This is a genomic window from Streptomyces sp. NPDC012508, from assembly GCF_042902595.1.
GTDB lineage: Bacteria > Actinomycetota > Actinomycetes > Streptomycetales > Streptomycetaceae > Streptomyces.
On record NZ_JBIBEO010000002.1, the window covers coordinates 918,984 to 938,049 of the forward strand.

Consider the following 19,066-nt stretch of genomic DNA (forward strand, 5'->3'; position numbering starts at 1 on the left):
GAAGGGTCACAGGCGATGAGCAGCGCGGTGCGGAAGGGGCGGCCGCCGACCGCCCAGCAGTTCGTCCTCGAGGAACTGCGGCGCGCGATCACCGCCGGTGAGCTGCGGCCCGGCGGGCAGATCCGCCAGGACGCGCTCGCCGCCCGCCTCGACGTCAGCCGCGTGCCCCTGCGGGAGGCCCTGAAGATCCTGGAGGGCGAGGGCCTCGTCGTCCACCACATCCACCGGGGTTACTTCGTCGCCGAGCTGTCCCTCGCGGATCTGGAGGAGGTCTACCGGATCCGGCAGCTCCTGGAGACCGAGGCCGTCCGCATGGGTGTCCGGCGGGGCGAGGACGGGCTGCTCGCCTCCCTGGAGAAGATCCAGCGGGAGGTGGAACGGGCGGCCGACGCCGGCGATGTCACGCTGATGGCCGCGGCCAACCGCCGCTTCCACTTCGCCCTGATCGAGGCCTCCGGGATGCCGCGTCTGGTCCGGCTGATCACCACCCTGTGGGACGCCACGGACGCCTACCGTTCGCTGTACTACACGGAGGAGCCGAACCGGGAGTTGGCGGTACGCGAGCACCGCGCGGTCATCTCGGCGGTGCGCAACGGTGACGAGGAGGCAGCGGTGCAGTGGCTCGACGAGCACCGGGCACACGCGGTCGCGGCCCTGCGGGAGATTCTGGACCTGGAGTAGCCATGGCCCCGGGGCCGCGAAATCCGGATGCCCGCCGGCCTGCCGTCCCTCTAGCCTCGTGGTCATGAACCACGGACGCCTGGTCAACATCGTCGACGTCGAGGCCACTTGCTGGGAGCGGGACGGTGAACGCCCGCCCGGGGCCGTGAGCGAGATCATCGAGATCGGGCTCACCGTCGTCGACCTGGACGCCGGCGAGCGAACGGCCCGTCACGGCATCCTGGTCAGGCCCGCCCGTTCGACGGTCAGCGAGTTCTGCACCGAGCTGACCGGCCTCACGCAGGCGGAGGTCGACACCGGACTGGACTTCGCCGCGGCCTGCCGGCTGCTCGCCGTCGAGCACGCCGCCGGGCTCCGCCCGTGGGCCAGTTGGGGCGACTACGACCGCAAGCAGTTCACGCACCAGTGCCGGGTGACGGGTACGGAGTACCCCTTCGGTCACCGGCACACCAATGCCAAGGCGGTCTTCACCGAGGCCAACGGGTTGCCCAGACGCCCGGGCATGGCCCGTGCGTTGCAGATCGCGGGCCTGCCCCTGGAGGGCCGGCACCACCGGGGTGAGGACGACGCCTGGAACATCGCCGCGCTGGTCCTGGGGTTGAACGACCGCGGCGCCTGGCCCTCGTAGCATCCCGGACGTCCGAAGCATTGACAGGGCCATAACATCCTCACCATTCTGAGAGCGCTCTCAGAGCGCTCTCAACGCCCTCGCATCCCCCACCCCGAGGAGCCCCCACGTGCCAACCCACCGCCGTCGGCGCAGGCTTGTCCTGCTCGCGCCCGCCACCGCCGCCGCCCTGATCGGCACCGCCGTCACGCTCGCCGGCCCCTCCCCCACGGTCCAGGCCGCGACGGCCGAGACAGCTACCGCCGGGGCCGCCGCCGTCCCGGCCACGATTCCGCTCACGTTCACCAACAACTCCGGCCGTAACGAGCAGATCTACGTCTACAACCTCGGTACCGAGCTCTCCACCGGCCGTCAGGGCTGGGCGGATGCGAACGGCACCTTCCACCCCTGGCCCGCCGGCGGTTCGGTCCCCGTCCCGGCACCCGACGCCGCCATCCCCGGCCCCGCCCAGGGGCAGGCCATGACGATCCGGCTGCCGAAGTTCTCCGGCCGGATCTACTTCAGCTACGGCCAGAAGCTCGTCTTCAAGCTGGCGACCGGAGGCCTCGTGCAGCCGGCCGTCCAGAACCCGAGCGACCCCAACCGGAACATCCTCTTCAACTGGTCCGAGTACACGCTCAACGACTCGGGTCTCTGGCTCAACAGCACCCAGGTCGACATGGTCTCGGCCCCGTACGCGGTCGGCGTCAAGCGCCCCGACGGAAGCGTCGCCACCACGGGACGGCTCAAGCCCGGCGGCTACAACGGCTTCCTCAACGCACTCCGGGCCCGGCCCGGCGGCTGGGCGAACCTGATCCAGACCCGTTCCGACGGCACCGTGCTGCGCGCCCTCGCACCGGGTCACGGCATCGAGGCAGGCGCGCTGCCGTCCACCGTGATGGACGACTACATCAACCGTGTCTGGGCCAAGTACAGTTCCTCGACGCTCACCGTGACGCCCTTCGCCAACCAGCCGTCCGTGAAGTACTTCGGCCGCGTCTCGGGCAACGTCATGAACTTCACCAATACCGCGGGCGCGGTCGTCACCTCGTTCCAGAAGCCCGACTCCGACAGCGTCTTCGGCTGCTACAAGCGGCTGGACGCCCCCAACGACCAGGTTCGCGGCCCCATCTCCCGGACTCTCTGCGCGGGTTACAACCGCTCCACGCTCCTCACCAACCCCCAGCAGCCGGACACCACGTCGGCCGGCTTCTACCAGGACGCCGTCACCAACCACTACTCCCGCGAGATCCACGCGCGCATGGCGGACGGCAAGGCCTACGGCTTCGCCTTCGACGACGTCGGCGCGCACGAGTCCCTGGTGCACGACGGCAGTCCGCAGCAGGCGTACGTCACGCTCGACCCCTTCAACTAGGGCCGCATGAGGGGAGCGTTCGCCCCAGTCCGCCACGACGGTCAAGTGCGGCCCCGCCGGGCGCGCTTGACCGCCGGGTGGCAGCCCTAGGCCTTCGGTTCCGGCTTCCACTCCTCGACGAGGAGCCCGAGGAGCACCTCGTCGAGGAACTCGCCCATCACCCAGGCCGAGGAGCGCAGCACGCCCTCGCGGACGAAGCCGTTGCGCTCGGCGGAGCGGAGCATCGCGGCGTTGTCCGCCAGGGTCTCGATCTGCAGCCGATGCAGGCCGCGCACGACGAATCCGTAGTGGCACAGGACCGCGACGACGTCGGTGCCGTAGCCCTTGCCGCGGCAGGAGGGGAGCAGGCCGAGGCCGATGTGCGCGGATCGGCTGTGGTTGTCGATGCCCCACAGCGTCGCGGTGCCGACCAGCGTGCCTCCGTCCAGCTCGATCACCGAGAACGGGACATGTCCCTGCTCCTTGTCGTCCACGGCGAGCCGCGGGTCCTTCGAGCCGGGCGTGATCGGCCGCCACGGCCCGCTCTCGGCCCGCGAGGCGTTGACCACGTCGTCGTAGAGCTCGGCCCGCAGAATCGGGATGTCGTCCTCGTGCCGGGCCCTGAGCCCGACCTTCTTGCCCCTCAGCATGCGATCTTCCTATCCGAACGGGTGGACGGGGGCAATCCAATTAGCGCGGTACGCGGGCGGTGCGGACGCGCCGCTTCCCCCGGGTGACGGGACCGGGCCGTCGACAGGTTCGGCGGTGGGGTGGCGTACGTCGACGCGCAGCGGAACATCCGTGTCACGGGCGGCCCCGCCATGTGAGGGATCATGGACGGAGGAGCGGAGAAGGGACGGAACGGACGATGCGGAACCGCACTGTCGCCGACCTGATGACGCCGACCGCGGTGGCCGTGCAGCCGGGGACGTCGTTCAAGGAGATCGCGCGATTGCTCGACGAGTACGGCATCACCGCCGTACCGGTCGTCGACGAGGCCAACCGCCCGGTCGGCGTGGTGTCGGAGGCGGATCTGCTGCGCCGCCACAGCGCCAAGGACGGCCCGAGCACCGCCGGAGCGATGATGTCCAGCCCCGTGGTGGTGGCCCGTCCGTCCTGGACGGCGGTGGAGGCGGCGCGGCTGATGGAGCGGCACCGTGTGAAGCGGCTGCCGGTGGTGGACGCGGGCGGTCAGCTCATCGGGGTGCTCAGCCGGAGCGATCTGCTGCAGCTGTTCCTTCGCCGTGACCGCTCGATCCAGGAGGAGATCCTGGAGGACGTCGTCATCCGCATCCTCGGCCTCTCCCCCGCCGCGCTCCACGTCGACGTCGACGAGGGCCGGGTGACGCTCAGCGGCACGCTGACGCGCCGGAGTCTGTCACCGGTCTTCGTCCGGCTCTGCGAGAGCGTCGACGGCGTGGTGGAGGTCGTGGACCGGCTGTCGTACGACGACGAGGCCGAGGCCGGAGACGAGGACGAGCACATGGCCGAGGACCGGGCGCCGGAGCTGGGGCAGGAGCGGCTCGGGGACCCGGGCCCCGGTCACGGCGCGCCGGTCGAGGGTCTGCGGCCGCCGGGAGTGTGACGCGGACGGGCCCGTCGGTGAGATGCCGGCGGGCCCGGTGCGTGAGGCGATCCTGTTACGAGACCGCCTCGGGCCACCCGTATCCGGGACCGGTGTGCTGAGGTACGGTCCCCGCGCCCACCGCCTCCATCTCCCGGTTGGCCTCGCGCATCAACTGCCCGGCCAGGTCCCTCATGGCCCGGCTCGCCGCGAGTTCGTCACCGATCGCCGGAACGTCCACGTCCGACGGGTTGCACCGTGCGCTGCCGTGGCCGGTGAGGGTCGACGTGCCGGTGTTGAGATGTGCCTCGGCCTTGGTCCTGCCGTCCTCTTCGACCAGTTCCAGGCCGACCGTCCACTCAAGAGTCCGTGTCATGGTCTGCCTCCTCGCACCGTCGGGACGCGTAGGCCCGCCGCGCGTCCCTTCCTACTCCCATGGTCCGTCCACGCGCGCGTGAGCGCGCGGCGGCGGGAGCGAGGAGAGGGCGGACTCGACGTCGTCCAGGGCCCGCCGGGCCGCCGCGATCCGCTCACGCACGCCCGCCTCGTCGACGGCGAGGCCGCCACCGACACCGACACCGACACCGACGCCGACGCCGACGCCGACGCCGGCCTCGGGACCGACATCGGCACCGGCATCACCAGCACCGACCACAGCGGGGGCGGTCTTGCCGGCCGCCTTCCTGTCCGCCGCCTCCATCTCCGCCTTCTCGATCTCCCGGGCCTCCTCCAGGGAATTGATCACGACGCCGATCAGCACGTTGACGAGCACGAACGAGGCGATGAGGACGTAGGTGACGTAGTAGAGGAAGCTCCACCGTGAGATCGCCAGGCCCGCGTGGACCGCGTCACCGAGCCCGTCGAGGGTCATCAGGAGGAAGAGCGTGAGCACGGCCCGCCCGATGGAGCCGAAGTGCTCGGGGTCGTGCCCGGCGAAGAAGACCCAGCCGACCATGGCGTACACGTACAGCAGCAGCGCCCCGACGAGCAGGAAGCTGACCGTGCCGGGGAGGCTGCGGCCGACGGCGACGAGGACGATCCGCAGCTGGGGGAGGAAGCGCGCGGCGCGCAGGACGCGGGCGAGGCGGAGGAGGCGCAGGACCGTGGAGTTCTCGCGCGCGGCCGGCACGAAAGCGGCGAGGACCACGACCAGGTCGAAGAGGTTCCAGGGGTCCCGGAAGAAGTCCAGCGGGCGCGCGGCGTGCGCTCCGGCGCGGAGCACCATCTCGGTCGTGAACGCCGCCAGGAAGAGGTGCTCGATCGTCTGCAGCTCGGCGTGCCAGCGGGCGCTGACGCCGGCGTACGTCTCCACCCCGAGCACCGCGGCGTTGGCGAGGATGAGGAGGAAGACGGCGGTGGCGAACCAGCGGGCCTCGGTGATCTCGCGACATCGTTCCGCCACGCGCACGCGGTGACTGCGGTCCACCACGGCGGACTGATCCGACATGTCGATGCTCCTCGATTCGTTGACCATGCTCATGTGTTCCAACGGCACGGGCGCGCAAGGGTTCTGGGTGCGCACCGCCGAGCGATCGGCGGCCCCGGGCGACTCCAAAGTCCAAGCCCTCCCTCGCGCCCGTCCATGTGCGCGGCACGTCGGGCCGAGCAGGCTGCGGTACGCCCGGTTCCGCGACGGGCGGTCGCCGCGGGCATCGCGGGCCGCCCCGGGAGGAGTACGCATGCCCGCTCGAAGATCCGTACTGGTCACGGCTCTTGCCGCCGTGGCCCTCACCCTGACCGGCGGCGGTGGCGCCGCGTCCGGGACGTCATCGGCCGAGAGCGCCCCGGCCGCCGCCACCTACACCGTCACGGTCGGCTCGAAGGGTTCCTGGACCCACCCGGACGACACCCCCGCCGCCCCCTACCTCGACAAGGACGGCACCTTCTACTTCCAACAGGCGCACGCGCTCTACGGAGCGACCCAGCCCCGCCGCTGGACCTTCTACACCGGTACGAACCTCGACACCGCCACCCGGTCGAGCGCGATCAGCGACGCCGTGAACCCCGCCAACGGCGACGACCGGAACAACGACACCACCTGGCGGTGCAACAACAGCCCGACGGGCCTGGAGTCCACCGCCCCGCCCGCCGGGTCGGGATACTCCCAGCGGAACTTCTGCGATCTGGCCGGGGTGTGGGTCGACCCGGACACCGGCGCCTGGTACGGCCTGGTGCACAACGAGTTCACCCCGCAGCCCTTCGGTGACGGTGTCCACTACGACGGCATCGACTACGCGATCTCCACCGACCAGGGCCGGACCTGGAGCATCAAGTCCCATGTCATCACCTCTCCGTACAGCACGAAGCGGGGTGACACGGCGGCCTTCCCGCAGCAGACGTACCACTACGGCGACGGTGATCCTCGCCTGTTCGTCGACACCGCCTCGGGATACTTCTACGTGTATTACGGCTCTCGGATCGTGGAGAAGGGCGGCGGCTGGAAGGCCTTCCACGCGCACGTGGCCCGGGCCCCGATCTCCGGCAAGATGGCGCCCGGTACCTGGCGGAAGTGGTACGACGGCGCCTGGACCGAGCCGGGCGTGGGCGGACGCGAGAGCAACATGGTCCCGGTCGACGCCGCCGGCACGACGAGGGGCTACACCCCCGTCTCCGACGAGTACGACCCGGCGAACACCGGCACCGTGAGCCAGCAGGTCGCGGCCGGGCTGATGCCGCCCACCTCGCCGTTGTTCGTCATGGACATCACGTACAACGCGTATCTCGGGCTGTACATCGGCGAACCGCAGGCCGTCGATCAGAGCGGCAGAGCGCCGCAGCAGTTCTACGCCACCGACGACCTGTCGAAGCAGCGGTGGCGGCTGATCGGCGACACCGGCGGCCACACCAACGCCTCGTGGTACCGCTGGTTCCTGGACAGCACGAGCCGGACGAGCTCCGCGATCGTGGGCAGGAACTTCCGCTCGTACTGCTCCTTCGGATGCTCGGGCGGCTCGTCGGGCGAGTACGTCGACGTCACGATCGGCACGTCGGCGCCCGCCGCCCCCGTCGACCCGAGCCGCACCTACCGCATCGCCTCCGGGGGCGGCCGGGTCCTCGCCCAGGTCTCCGGCGGGTCCGCCACCACCTCGCTGCCGGCCGGATCCGGCGCGGCCCTGGAGGCATGGATCTTCACCTCGCTGGGTGACGGTTCCTATCGCGTCGCGAACGCCTCCACCGGCGGGCTCCTCGGGGTCGACTCCACCGTCACGGGCAGCCGCGCCTGGGGCACCCGGCCGTCCGTCACCGCGGCCGGGCCGGGCGGGCCTGCCGTCGGTCAGCAGTGGTTCGTGGTCCCCGGTACCACCGCGGCGGGCTCGGCGACCGGAACGTACCGGCTGGTCAACCGCTACAGCGGCCTGGTGATCGGGATGTCCGCGGACTCGGCGCGGCCGGCCGAGACCACCCCTGCCCGCTCCTGGACCGACGTTTCGGGCAGCGGCGTCGGCGGGGCGCGCACGGCGGCGGAGCAGACGCTCACGCTCACCCCGGTGGGCGAGGCACCCGACTCCCTCGACGGCGTCCGGACCCTGGTCACGGGCGGCAAGGCGCTGGACAACCCCGGTCACAGCACCACCCCGGGCACGCAGCTGATCACCTATGCCGTCAACGGCGGCGCCAACCAGAACTGGCGGTTCACCCGGCAGCCGGACGGCTCGTACCAGCTGGTCAACGTCGAGTCGGGGCTCTGCGCCGATGTCGACGGCGGCTCCACGGCGGCCGGCGCGCGGGTGATCCAGTGGACCTGTACGAGCGGCACCAACCAGCGCTGGTCCATGACGCGCCGTCCGGACGGTACGTACACCGTCGCCTCGGTGAGGAGCGGGCTGCTCCTGACCACGGCGTCGACCGCGAACGGCGCCCCGGCGACCCAGCAGCCGGACACCGGCTCCGTCCTGCAGCGGTGGACGATCGGCTGACACCGCCCGGCCGGCCGAGCGCCCCCGTGCGGGGCGCCGGCCGGCCGCGCATGCTCGAAGCATGCAGGTGACCACCACCGACCTGTACGAGGTCACGATGGCGCTCTCGTATCTACGGGAGGGCATGCGGGCGCCTGCCACGTTCAGCCTCTTCGTCCGCGAGCTGCCGCCGGGCCGCGGGTTCCTCGTCGCCGCCGGTCTTGAACCTGTCCTCGAGCACCTCTCCCGCTTCCGGATCGGCCGGGCGGACGTGCGGGAGTTCGCCGAAGTCCTCGGATGGCCCGCCGAGACGCTCGAACCGCTGCACGGCCTGTCCTTCGACGGGCAGGTCCGCGCCGTCCCGGAAGGGCGGCTCGTCTTCGCGGGCGAGCCTCTCGTCGAGGTCACCGCGCCGCTGCCGCAGGCCCAGCTCGTCGAGACGTACCTGCTCTCCCTGCTCTGCCACCAGACGACGGTCGCGTCCAAAGCGGCGCGGTGCGTGCTCGCGGCCGGCGGACGGCCCCTGGTGGACTTCTCGCTGCGCCGGAGCCACGGACCGGCGGCCGGGACGCAGGCGGCGCGGCTCGGCGCGCTGGTCGGCTTCGCCGGCACCAGCAACGTCGCCGCCGCGGTCCGGTACGGCATTCCCGGCTCGGGGACCATGGCCCACTCGTACGTCCAGGCGTTCCCGACCGAGGAGGAGGCCTTCCGGGCGTTCGCCCGCTCCCACCCCGGGCCGGTCACCTTCGTCGTCGACACGTACGACACCGACCGTGGGGTCGAGACGGCCGCGCGCGTCCTGGGCGAGCTGGAGCGCGGCCCGGGGTGCGCGGTCCGTCTCGACAGCGGTGACCTGGGCGCACTCGCCCACCGGGCCCGCGCCACGCTGGACGCGGCGGGACTCCGGGACGTCGGGATCATCGCGAGCGGTGGTCTCGACGAGTACGCGATCGCCGGGCTCGTCCGGGACGGGGCGCCGATCGACGTCTTCGCGGTGGGGACGCGGGTGGGCGTGGCGGCGGACGCCCCGTACCTGGACGCGGTGTACAAGCTGGTCGAGTACGACGGCACGCCGGTCATGAAGTTCTCGCCGGGGAAGACGACGGCGCCGGGTCCGAAGCAGGTGTTCAGGGGCCCCGGTCTCCGGGACGTCCTCGGCCTCGCGAACGAGGAGCCGCCGGCGGGTACGGAGCCCTTGCTGCGGACGGTGATGCGCGGTGGGCTGCGGACGGAGCCGCCGGACACGCTGGACGCGGCGCGCGCCCGTTTCGAGGCCGACCTCGCGCTGCTTCCGGAGTCGGCGCGTCGGATCGACGACGCCGTGGCCCCCGTCCCTGCCATGTCGACGCGCCTGGGGGTGCTGACGACCGTCGTCCGGCACCGGATCGAGGCGCGGTCGGGCCCCTAGACCGGAAGCGACCTGCGCTTCAAGGTTTCCGGGAGAGGGCAAGGTCACAGCCGTGCGCCCTGCTGCCCCTTTGTTTACCTGGCCTAACATCCGAGCATGACAGTCCTTCCCGACGACGGGCTCAGCCTCGCCGCCGAATTCTCCGACGCAACCCGTGAGCAGTGGCAGCGCCTTGTGGCAGGCGTGCTGAGCAAGTCGGGCAAGGACGTGGAGGGCGCGGCGGCCGAGGACGCCCTGACGACGACCCTGGAGGACGGACTGCGTGTCCGTCCCCTCTACGCGGCCGGTGATACCGCGTCCGATCCCGGCTTCCCCGGCTTCGCGCCCTTCGTACGGTCCGGCCGCCCCGAGGGCAACACGCTGGGCGGCTGGGACGTGCGGCAACGCCACACGACCGCCGACGGCGGTGCGGTGCTGACCGACCTGGAGAACGGTGTCACCTCGCTCTGGCTGGTCGTCGGCGAGGGCGGTATGCCCGTGTCGTCGCTCGGCCGGGTCCTGGACGGTGTGTACCTCGACCTGGCACCGGTCGTCCTCGACGCGGGGTGCGAGGTCGAGGACGCCGCGCGGGAGTTGCTGCGGCTGTACGAGGAGCGGGGTGTCGCGAAGGAGGCGGCGCGCGGCAGCCTGGGCGCCGATCCGCTCGGTTTCGAGGCGCGTACGGGCCGGTCGTTCGACTTCGCGCCGGTGGCCGGCCTCGCGCGGCGGTGTGCCGAGCAGTACCCGGGCCTGCGGGCGCTGACCGTCGACGCGCTGCCGTACCACGAGGCCGGAGGTTCGGCCGCGCAGGAGCTGGGGTGCTCGCTGGCGACCGGAGTCGCGTATCTGCGGCAGCTGACCGAGGCGGGGCTCAGCGTCGAACAGGCCTGCGGGCAGCTCGAGTTCCGGTACGCGGCCACCGCCGACCAGTTCCTGACGATCGCCAAGCTGCGGGCCGCCCGCAGGCTGTGGGCCCGGGTGGCCGAGGTGTGCGGAGCAGGTGGCGCCGGCGCGCAGACGCAGCACGCGGTGACGTCGTCGGTGATGATGACGCGTCGCGACCCGTGGGTGAACATGCTGCGTACGACGGTGGCCACGCTGGCCGCCGGTGTGGGGGGCGCCGAGTCCGTCACCGTGCTGCCGTTCGACCACGCGCTCGGTCTGCCGGACGCGTTCGCCCGCCGTATCGCCCGTAACACCTCGACGATTCTCATCGAGGAGTCGCATCTGTCCCGGGTGATCGACCCGGCGGGCGGTTCCTGGTACGTGGAGCGGTTGACGGACGAACTGGCCCAGGCCGGCTGGGAGTTCTTCCAGGGCATCGAGCGGACGGGCGGTCAGGCCGACGCTCTGCGCTCGGGCCGTCTCGGGCGGGAGCTCGCGGCCACCTGGGAGGCGCGCAGCGCGAAGCTCGCCAAGCGGCGCGAACCCATCACCGGTGTCAGCGAGTTCCCGAACCTGACCGAGAAGCCCGTCGTCCGCGAGCCGGCGACGGAGCAGCCGGCCGGCGGTCTGCCGCGTGTGCGTCGCGACGACGCGTTCGAGGCGCTGCGCGCCCGTTCCGACGCCCACCTCGCCGCGACCGGCACCCGGCCCCGGATCTTCCTGGCCACGCTCGGCCCCGCGGCGGCGCACACGGCGCGGGCCACGTTCGCCGCCAACCTCTTCCAGGCGGGCGGAATCGAGCCTGTCATGGAGGGCACCTTCGAGGAGAGCGGGGCGAGCGAGGCCTGTCTCTGCTCCAGCGACGCGCTGTACGAGGAGCAGGCCGAGGCCCGGGCCGAGGAGCTCGGGTCGCTCGGCGCCCGCCATGTCTTCCTCGCCGGACGGCCCGCCGCTCACGCCGGTGTCGACTCCTACGTCTTCGCCGGCTGCGACGCCGTCGCCGTACTCTCCGCCACGCTCGACCGCATGGGAGTGTCCTGATGTCCATCCCCGATTTCTCCGCGATCGGTCTGGGGACTCCGACCGCCGCGGCCGGCGCCGACGAATGGCGGTCGGCCGTCAAGAAGGCCGCCGGGGGCGACGACCTGCTCTGGGAGACCCCGGAGGGCATCGCGGTCAAGCCCCTCTACACGGGGCAGGACCTGGAGGGCCTGGACTTCCTGGAGACGTATCCGGGTATGGCGCCGTATCTGCGCGGCCCGTACCCGACGATGTACGTCAACCAGCCCTGGACGATCCGTCAGTACGCCGGCTTCTCCACCGCCGAGGAGTCCAACGCCTTCTACCGGCGCAATCTGGCCGCCGGTCAGAAGGGGCTCTCGGTCGCCTTCGACCTGCCGACGCACCGCGGCTACGACAGCGACCATCCGCGCGTGACCGGCGATGTCGGCATGGCCGGTGTGGCGATCGACTCGATCTACGACATGCGGCAGCTCTTCGACGGCATCCCGCTGGACAAGATGACCGTGTCGATGACGATGAACGGCGCCGTGCTTCCCGTGCTCGCGCTGTACATCGTGGCGGCGGAGGAGCAGGGCGTGCCGCCGGAGAAGCTGGCGGGGACCATCCAGAACGACATCCTCAAGGAGTTCATGGTCCGCAACACGTACATCTATCCGCCGAAGCCGTCGATGCGGATCATCTCCGACATCTTCGCGTACACCTCGCAGCGGATGCCGCGCTACAACTCGATCTCCATCTCCGGGTACCACATCCAGGAGGCGGGTGCGACGGCCGACCTGGAGCTCGCGTACACGCTCGCCGACGGTGTCGAGTACATCCGGGCGGGGCGGGAAGCGGGCCTGGACGTGGACGCGTTCGCGCCCCGGCTCTCCTTCTTCTGGGCCATCGGCATGAACTTCTTCATGGAGATCGCCAAGATGCGGGCGGCCCGGCTGCTGTGGGCCAAGCTGGTCAGGCAGTTCGATCCGCAGAACGCCAAGTCCCTCTCTCTGCGCACCCATTCGCAGACCTCGGGCTGGTCGCTCACCGCGCAGGACGTCTTCAACAACGTCACCCGCACGTGCGTGGAGGCGATGGCGGCCACGCAGGGCCACACCCAGTCTCTGCACACGAACGCCCTCGACGAGGCGCTCGCCCTGCCGACCGACTTCTCGGCGCGCATCGCCCGCAACACGCAGCTGCTCATCCAGCAGGAGTCGGGCACGACGCGTGTGATCGACCCCTGGGGCGGCAGCGCCTATGTGGAGAAGCTGACGTACGACCTGGCGCGCCGGGCGTGGCAGCACATCCAGGAGGTCGAGGCGGCGGGCGGCATGGCCAAGGCCATCGACGCGGGCATCCCGAAGCTGCGCATCGAGGAGGCCGCGGCACGCACGCAGGCCCGTATCGACTCCGGGCGGCAGCCCGTGATCGGCGTCAACAAGTACCGGGTCGACTCCGACGAGCAGATCGACGTACTCAAGGTCGACAACTCCTCCGTACGCGCCCAGCAGATCGCCAAGCTGCGGCGGCTGCGCGAGGAGCGGGACGAGACCGCCTGCCGGGACGCGCTCGACGCGCTGACCCGCGCCGCGGGCGGCGAGGGCAACCTGCTGGAGCTCGCGGTGCGCGCGGCCCGCGCCAAGGCGACCGTGGGTGAGATCTCGGACGCACTGGAGAAGGTGTACGGGCGGCACGCGAGCCAGATCCGTACGATCTCCGGCGTGTACCGCAACGAAGCCGGCGAGTCCCCCTCCGTCGAGCGCACCCGCACCCTCGTGGACGCCTTCGCCGAGGCCGAGGGCCGCCGCCCCCGCATCCTGGTCGCCAAGATGGGCCAGGACGGCCACGACCGCGGCCAGAAGGTGATCGCCACGGCCTTCGCCGACCTGGGCTTCGACGTGGACGTCGGCCCGCTGTTCCAGACGCCCGCCGAGGTCGCGCGACAGGCCGTCGAGGCGGACGTGCACATCGTCGGGGTGTCGTCGCTGGCCGCCGGACACCTCACCCTCGTGCCGGCGCTCCGTGAGGAGCTCGCGGCGGAGGGGCGCGAGGACATCATGATCGTCGTCGGCGGTGTCATCCCGCCGCAGGACGTGCCGACGCTGCTGGAGATGGGCGCGGCGGCCGTGTTCCCGCCCGGGACGGTGATCCCGGACGCGGCGTACGACCTGGTGCGGCGGCTGTCGGACGGCCTCGGGCACGAGTTGTGATCGACCGGGACGCGTATGTGAAGGGTGTGCTCGGCGGGAAGCGGGCGATCGTGGCCCGCGCGATCACGCTCGTCGAGTCCACCCGCCCCCAACACCGTCTGCTGGCTCAGGAGTTGCTGACCGAGCTGCTGCCGCACAGCGGGAAGGCGCGGCGGATCGGGATCAGCGGCGTGCCGGGGGTCGGGAAGTCGACGTTCATCGACGCGTTCGGCACGATGCTGACCGGACTCGGCCACCGGGTCGCGGTGCTGGCCGTCGACCCGTCGTCGAGCCGGACGGGCGGCTCCATCCTGGGTGACAAGACGCGGATGGAGCGGCTCGCCGTGGACCCGGCGGCGTTCGTACGGCCGTCTCCGACGGCGGGGACGCTGGGCGGCGTCGCCAAGGCGACGCGCGAGTCGATCATCGTGATGGAGGCCGCCGGCTACGACGTGGTCCTCGTCGAGACGGTCGGTGTGGGGCAGTCCGAGACCGCCGTGGCCGACATGGTCGACTCGTTCCTGCTGCTCACCCTCGCGCGGACGGGAGACCAGCTGCAGGGCATCAAGAAGGGTGTCCTGGAGCTGGCGGACGTGGTCGCCGTCAACAAGGCGGACGGACCGCACGAGCGGGACGCCCGTACGGCGGCTCGTGAGCTCTCGGGGGCGCTGCGGCTGATGCACGGCGCGGACGCCGCCTGGACGCCTCCCGTGCTGCACTGCAGTGCCCGCGAGTCGACCGGTCTCGACACGGTCTGGGAGCGCCTCGAACAGCACCGTACGCTCCTCGACTCGACGGGCCGCCTCGCCGCCCGCCGCCGCGACCAGCAGGTCGACTGGACCTGGGCGATGGTCCGGGAGGAGCTGCTGGGGCGCCTGCACGCGCACCCCGCCGTACGGGCGCTGACCCCGTCGCTCGAACAGCAGGTCAGGGAAGGCGGGTTGACGGCGACGGTGGCTGCCGAACGGCTGCTCCGCGCCTTCGAGGAGCCGGGCGGGACGGACCCGGACGGGGCGTGACGCAGGCCCGGCGTCGCCGAGTTGTCATGAGGCCGGACGCGGGCCGGGGACGTGGATCCCCGGCCCGCGTCGGCGTTCACCTCGATCGGACCGCCGCGGTCAGCGGCATTGGCCGTGGCGGGGTCCGCGCACGGTGATGCCCGCCGTCTCGGGGGCGGGGGTGTTGCCCTCGCACCTCAACGGGCCGGTGACGGTGGTGCCGGCCAGAGTGGTGCCGCCCGTGTTGGACTCGAAGGTGACCGGGCCGGTGCCCGCGCCGCCTTCGCACAGGGGACCGGTCCTGTCGTCCCCCGCGCGGTCAGCGGTCCGGTGACGCGCACTCCGCACAGGGACAGCGCGAGAGCGCCGTCGGCGGAGCCCTCCGGTGAGCACGGCGTCCGAGGCCGCCAGGGCGGCGCCGGGCTCGATCCGTACCGGGCCGTACTGCTGGGCTCCCGCCGCGAGACAGAGCGACTCCCCCGCGCGCGCCGTCAACGGGCCCACGTGGCGTCCGGTCAGGCAGGGACGGCTGAACCCGACGGTGACGGCGACCGGTTCGGGCGTGCCGCTCGCGTGGTGCGCCCGGTCGCCTTCGTACCGGGCCGTGAGCGCGTGGCTTCCCGGCCGCAGGACCGGCGTACGGAACACGGCCCGCCCGTCCGTGAGCGGCACGGTGCCGAGCGGAGCGTCACCGTCGAAGAAGGCGACGCCGCCGCTCGGGGTGGGGCCGGGGGACGTGACCGTGGCGGTGAGGGTCGTGGAACGCCCGTACAGCGGGGTGGTGGTGTCCGCGGTGAGGGCGAGGCTCGTGTCGTACCGCCAGGTGAGGGCGGCCCGGCCGTTGCCGCGGTGGACGCCGGACGTCAGGCGCGCACCGATGGTGGCGGGGCCGGCATAGCCGCTGCCGCCGCCTCCGCCGGCGCCCGGCAGGTTGTCGGGATTGCCTCCGCCGGAACCGCCACCGCCGCCGAACCAGCCGCCGCCCCCGCCACCGCCGCCGTTGCCGCCGCTGCCCGGATTGGGCAGTCCGGTGTTGGGGTCGGTGTCGCCGCCGGGCGCTCCGGGGCCGCCCAGACGGGAGTTGGGGCTGCCGGTGCCGTGGGAGGTCGAGGTCGCACCCTCGCCGGCGACCAGGACCCGCTCGGCCGGGCCGAACGCTCCCAGGCGGAGATCGGAGGCCCCGCCGCCGGAGCCCCCTCCACCGTGCGCACCGCCGCCGCCCGCGCCGTGGCCGTACCCGCCGGGTCGGGCGTACTCCCCCCGCCTGGAGCTGCCGGGTATGCCGGCGGCGCCCACGGTGAGCTGGAGCACCTGGCCCGGGGTGACGGCGAGGGTGGCGCGGGTGTGGCCGCCGAGGCCGCCGGGGGCCCCGGACGTGGGCGGGTTGGGGGTGACGTGGCCGACGGCGCTGCCGCCCTCCGCACCGGACAGGTCCACGGTCACGGAGCTGACTCCGGCCGGGACGGTGAAGGTGTCGGTTCCGGGTGCGGTCCAGTCGCATCCGGCTCCGGCACCGGTGGTGGGAACGCCCGTCGTGCCGCAGCCGGGTTCGGCCGCGACGGCGTGGGCGATGGCGGCCGTCGGGGGGCTGCCGGGGTGGGCGGGTGGAGCGTGCCTGCGGCGAGCAGGGAAGCGGCGACGCCGGCCAGGGCCAGGACGGCGGTCGGCGCGGGGCTGGATGTGTTCATGTGTCAGTTCTTCTGCTGATTCCGGTTCGTCGGGGAGCGGTACGGACTCAGATGCCGTCGTCGGCGCAGAGTGCCCATGCGTCGGTGTACGTGTTCGGGGAGCTGCCGGCGCCGGTGTGGGCGTCGGCGGTCCAGTACGCGGCCGTGGTGGTTCTGTCGCCGAGGGGGCTGCCGCCGGAGGTGCTGGGATAGCTGCCGTTGAGGTGGTCGCCGACCGAGCCCGGGCCGGTGAAGCCGGTGGTCGTGAGGCTGCCGCCGCTGATCGCCGCGCCGCCGCTGACGAGGGTGCCGTCGCCCTCGCCGCAGCCGGCGGTTGCCCTCTGTCCGGTGGTGGCGGCGGTGGGGCCGCTCACCGAGGTGTGCCGGACGGTGACCGTGACGCCGCTGACGTCGATGCCGGTGCCGCTGCAGATGGCGTAGGCGTAGGTGGTGTTGTTGCTGTTGCCGCCCCCGCCGTTCCAGCCGACCGCCGACCAGGAGTCGGGGTTCGTCTCGCCGTGGGCGGCGGCCTTCTGTCCGAAGCCGTGGGCGGAGTCGTTGACGGTGGGGAAGCCGGCGATGGGCTTGAGGCTGCCGACGCTCGCGGGGGTGATGCGGGCACCTCCGCCGAGCAGTCGCGTGTTCGCGGGGCAGGTGGCGGTGACGAGGCCGACCGTGCCGCTGCTCGTGGGGCCGGCGAGCTTGTTCATCACCACCTGGGTGTGAGCGACGAGGGTGCTGCTGAAACACATGGCGTACGGGGTGCTGGAGAAGGACGCGTTGACCGCGCCTCCGCTGCCGCCGATGCCGAGCCAGTGGGTGACGTCGGTACCGACGACGCCGGTGGAGCCGAGGTACTCGGTGCTTCCGTCGGGGCTGGGGACGGTGCCGATGATCTTGTTGCCGTTGGAGGAGGTGCCGGTGCCGATGGTCTGGCTGATGCCGCCTCCGGAGATCAGGCCGCTGGAGCAGGCGGCGTCGGTGGTGATCTCGGCGAACGTGGACGCGGGGCCGGCGGTGGCACGGGGGTGCGGACCGTGACCCCGACGGAATTGGCGTGCGCGGCGAACGGGACGGTTACGGCGAGGGCCGCTCCTGCCACGAGGGCGAGGGCCCTGGCCGTGCGTCGGGACTGGGGGCGGCGGTGGACGACAGCGTGCATGGGATCCATCTCCTGGGATCTCCGCAGGGACGCAGCCCAGTGTGGTGGGCGGCAGCTGCGTACCGTAGCAGCCGAAGCCGTCCGCATCTATGAGGTGTTTGAGGGCTGAGACCTGACATATGCAAGGTCTCGTTGTCGTCCGGTCGACCGAGGTCGCGGTCAGGCGTTGGCGAGGGAGATCTCGGTGGCTTTGACGAGCGCCACGACCGAGGCGCCGGCCGCGAGGCCGAGGTCCGCGACGGCGTCCTTCGTGATGGCGGCGGTGAGACTGCCGCCTTCGACGGCCACCTTGACGCTCGCCATGGCGGCACCGGCCGACACCTCGCTCACGGTGCCGGGAATCCGGTTGCGGATGCTCAGTCCGTCCACGGGGCCGGTGGCCAGGGCCACTTCGGTGGACTTCACCAGGATGCGCACCGCGGCACCCTCACCGAGTCGGAGGTCCTCGACGGCGTCGGCCGTGATGGCGGCGGTGACGTCCTGTCCGCCGTCCAGGCGAACCTTGACGGTGGCCATGGCCTCGCCGGTCGTGACCGACGTGACGGTGCCAGGGAGCTGGTTTCGCATGCTCAGGCTCATGAGTTCTACCCCAAATGTTCCGGAAGGGCGGTTATGCGTGCCTCTTCGGCACTGTAGCCCCGGTCGGCGATCGATTCCGGGGACGCGACGGGAGCATGAGGAGGGCAGCCGCGGGCAGGCGAGAGGCGGGCCAGGATCCGCCCTGCCGGCGTTGCCGGGGATACCCTGAGGATGTCGATCAGCACGGAGACGGGGGGCGGGGACGGCCGATCGTCGGCCCTGGGCGGGGCGGGGCACGACCCCACCGAGAGGAGATCCGGACCATGTCCGAGAACCAGCCCACCTCCCGCGGAGACGACGTCTACCAGCCCGCGAGCACGGACAGCGCCGACCATCCGGACGGCGAGCTCGACCCGGACAACACGCTCGGCACACCGGCCACGGAAGACATGGGTGAGCCCGGCTACTCCCCACCCGATCTCCCCCGGGGCGTGACCCGGCACGGCACGACCGTACGGGAACAGCGCGAAGGCGAGTCCCTCGACGACCGCCTCGCCCAGGAGAACCCGGACGTCGAGGCCGCGGGGGGCGACGACATCGGAGACCTTCAGGACGGCGAGGGAGAGCCCGTCGACGCGGAGTCGGGCCTGTCCCTCGCCGGCCGCCTCGCTGTGCCCTCCGGAGGCAGTACGACCACGATCGTGGCCGAGGACGTCGGCCCGGACGACGGCATCACCTCGGCGGAGGAGGCCGCGGTCCACGAGGAGACGGGCATCGACGGCGTCTGACCCGCCCCCCGGTCCCTGGCGGAGAACCCGCGGCGCCGGTCAGGCATGGTCCTGCCCACGGCGGGGACCCGCCCGACATGACCGACAAATACCCGGAAAGCAACCCGGACCCCGATCCCCGTACGACACCAGGGCTGGAACCGGGCGGCGGCGTGCCGCCCGGGGAGACTCCCCCGGGAGAGGCCAGCACCGGCACGGGCGCCGGACCCTATCGGCCGCTCAAGGCCGGCTGGGGCCGCGGCCCGCTGGTGATCATCGTGGGACTGGCCGTACTGGTCGCCCTCTTCTTCCTCGTGTACGCCATCGTGCTCGCGCTCTGACCAGGAGAACCCGGGACCGCCCCGCTCACGCGGGCGCCCGCGTA

At 72.0% G+C, this 19,066-nt stretch carries 18 protein-coding genes; 12 read left to right on the forward strand and 6 right to left on the reverse strand.

Annotated elements, in window-relative coordinates; all coding sequences use genetic code 11:
* Positions 1 to 15 precede the first annotated feature (15 nt).
* From ACFY8U_RS10215 to ACFY8U_RS10225, 3 genes are all read left to right on the forward strand, one after another.
* Entirely contained in the window at positions 16 to 681 is a 666-nt protein-coding gene (locus tag ACFY8U_RS10215) for a GntR family transcriptional regulator (RefSeq protein WP_389568143.1), read from the forward strand.
* Positions 682 to 745: 64 nt separating this feature from the next.
* Entirely contained in the window at positions 746 to 1,309 is a 564-nt protein-coding gene (locus ACFY8U_RS10220; protein WP_389568146.1) for an exonuclease domain-containing protein, read from the forward strand.
* 109 nt (positions 1,310 to 1,418) lie between these two features.
* A complete protein-coding gene (locus ACFY8U_RS10225; RefSeq protein WP_389568149.1) occupies positions 1,419 to 2,663 on the forward strand; it encodes a glycoside hydrolase family 64 protein in 1,245 nt (414 codons plus the stop codon).
* An 86-nt stretch (positions 2,664 to 2,749) separates the two neighbouring features.
* On the opposite strand, the gene ACFY8U_RS10230 is transcribed toward ACFY8U_RS10225, so the two are convergent.
* Entirely contained in the window at positions 2,750 to 3,292 is a 543-nt protein-coding gene (locus ACFY8U_RS10230) for a GNAT family N-acetyltransferase (protein ID WP_389568152.1), read from the reverse strand.
* 218 nt (positions 3,293 to 3,510) lie between these two features.
* Here ACFY8U_RS10230 and ACFY8U_RS10235 point away from each other — a divergent pair, with 218 nt between their 5' ends.
* Positions 3,511 to 4,227 (forward strand): CBS domain-containing protein, encoded by a 717-nt coding sequence (locus ACFY8U_RS10235; RefSeq protein WP_389568155.1) that lies wholly within the window; start codon positions 3,511 to 3,513, stop codon positions 4,225 to 4,227.
* Between the two features lie 55 nt (positions 4,228 to 4,282).
* Here ACFY8U_RS10235 and ACFY8U_RS10240 read toward each other — a convergent pair whose 3' ends face one another.
* Together ACFY8U_RS10240 and ACFY8U_RS10245 are read right to left on the reverse strand one after the other, a co-directional pair.
* The gene (locus ACFY8U_RS10240; protein WP_361433997.1) at positions 4,283 to 4,582 is read right to left on the reverse strand and encodes a DUF1876 domain-containing protein; all 300 of its coding nucleotides are present in this window, start codon (positions 4,580 to 4,582) and stop codon (positions 4,283 to 4,285) included.
* Positions 4,583 to 4,633: 51 nt separating this feature from the next.
* Positions 4,634 to 5,653, reverse strand: a complete 1,020-nt coding sequence (locus ACFY8U_RS10245) for an ion transporter (RefSeq protein WP_389568158.1) — start codon at positions 5,651 to 5,653, stop codon at positions 4,634 to 4,636.
* 232 nt (positions 5,654 to 5,885) lie between these two features.
* Here ACFY8U_RS10245 and ACFY8U_RS10250 point away from each other — a divergent pair, with 232 nt between their 5' ends.
* The 5 genes from ACFY8U_RS10250 (at position 5,886) to meaB (ending at position 14,587) form a co-directional block, all read left to right on the forward strand.
* Positions 5,886 to 8,123, forward strand: coding sequence for an RICIN domain-containing protein (locus ACFY8U_RS10250; RefSeq protein WP_389568161.1), 2,238 nt, complete (start codon positions 5,886 to 5,888; stop codon positions 8,121 to 8,123).
* Positions 8,124 to 8,184: 61 nt separating this feature from the next.
* On the forward strand, positions 8,185 to 9,510 hold the full coding sequence (locus ACFY8U_RS10255) for a nicotinate phosphoribosyltransferase (protein ID WP_389568164.1): 1,326 nt from the start codon (positions 8,185 to 8,187) through the stop codon (positions 9,508 to 9,510).
* A 96-nt stretch (positions 9,511 to 9,606) separates the two neighbouring features.
* Positions 9,607 to 11,415 (forward strand): methylmalonyl-CoA mutase family protein, encoded by a 1,809-nt coding sequence (locus ACFY8U_RS10260; protein ID WP_389568167.1) that lies wholly within the window; start codon positions 9,607 to 9,609, stop codon positions 11,413 to 11,415.
* The gene (scpA, locus tag ACFY8U_RS10265; RefSeq protein ID WP_389568170.1) at positions 11,415 to 13,589 is read left to right on the forward strand and encodes a methylmalonyl-CoA mutase; all 2,175 of its coding nucleotides are present in this window, start codon (positions 11,415 to 11,417) and stop codon (positions 13,587 to 13,589) included. The genes ACFY8U_RS10260 and scpA overlap by 1 nt, the downstream gene beginning before the upstream one ends.
* Positions 13,586 to 14,587, forward strand: a complete 1,002-nt coding sequence (meaB, locus tag ACFY8U_RS10270; RefSeq protein WP_389568173.1) for a methylmalonyl Co-A mutase-associated GTPase MeaB — start codon at positions 13,586 to 13,588, stop codon at positions 14,585 to 14,587. The genes scpA and meaB overlap by 4 nt, the downstream gene beginning before the upstream one ends.
* Before the next feature lie 99 nt (positions 14,588 to 14,686).
* Here the strand turns inward: meaB and ACFY8U_RS10275 are convergent, their stop codons facing one another.
* Positions 14,687 to 16,009, reverse strand: a complete 1,323-nt coding sequence (locus ACFY8U_RS10275) for an Ig-like domain-containing protein (protein ID WP_389568176.1) — start codon at positions 16,007 to 16,009, stop codon at positions 14,687 to 14,689.
* A gap of 292 nt (positions 16,010 to 16,301) precedes the next feature.
* Positions 16,302 to 16,985: a hypothetical protein gene (locus ACFY8U_RS10280; protein WP_389568179.1), complete on the reverse strand. Its 684-nt coding sequence runs from the start codon at positions 16,983 to 16,985 to the stop codon at positions 16,302 to 16,304.
* On the opposite strand from ACFY8U_RS10280, the gene ACFY8U_RS10285 reads away from it, so the two are divergent.
* Positions 16,984 to 17,274: a hypothetical protein gene (locus tag ACFY8U_RS10285; protein ID WP_389568182.1), complete on the forward strand. Its 291-nt coding sequence runs from the start codon at positions 16,984 to 16,986 to the stop codon at positions 17,272 to 17,274. The genes ACFY8U_RS10280 and ACFY8U_RS10285 overlap by 2 nt on opposite strands.
* A 280-nt stretch (positions 17,275 to 17,554) precedes the next feature.
* Here ACFY8U_RS10285 and ACFY8U_RS10290 read toward each other — a convergent pair whose 3' ends face one another.
* On the reverse strand, positions 17,555 to 17,974 hold the full coding sequence (locus tag ACFY8U_RS10290; RefSeq protein ID WP_389568185.1) for a molybdopterin-binding protein: 420 nt from the start codon (positions 17,972 to 17,974) through the stop codon (positions 17,555 to 17,557).
* 263 nt (positions 17,975 to 18,237) lie between these two features.
* Here ACFY8U_RS10290 and ACFY8U_RS10295 point away from each other — a divergent pair, with 263 nt between their 5' ends.
* Both ACFY8U_RS10295 and ACFY8U_RS10300 read left to right on the forward strand, forming a co-directional pair.
* A complete protein-coding gene (locus ACFY8U_RS10295) occupies positions 18,238 to 18,702 on the forward strand; it encodes a DUF5709 domain-containing protein (RefSeq protein ID WP_389568187.1) in 465 nt (154 codons plus the stop codon).
* A 77-nt stretch (positions 18,703 to 18,779) separates the two neighbouring features.
* Entirely contained in the window at positions 18,780 to 19,022 is a 243-nt protein-coding gene (locus ACFY8U_RS10300) for a DUF6480 family protein (RefSeq protein WP_361605731.1), read from the forward strand.
* Positions 19,023 to 19,066 lie beyond the last annotated feature (44 nt).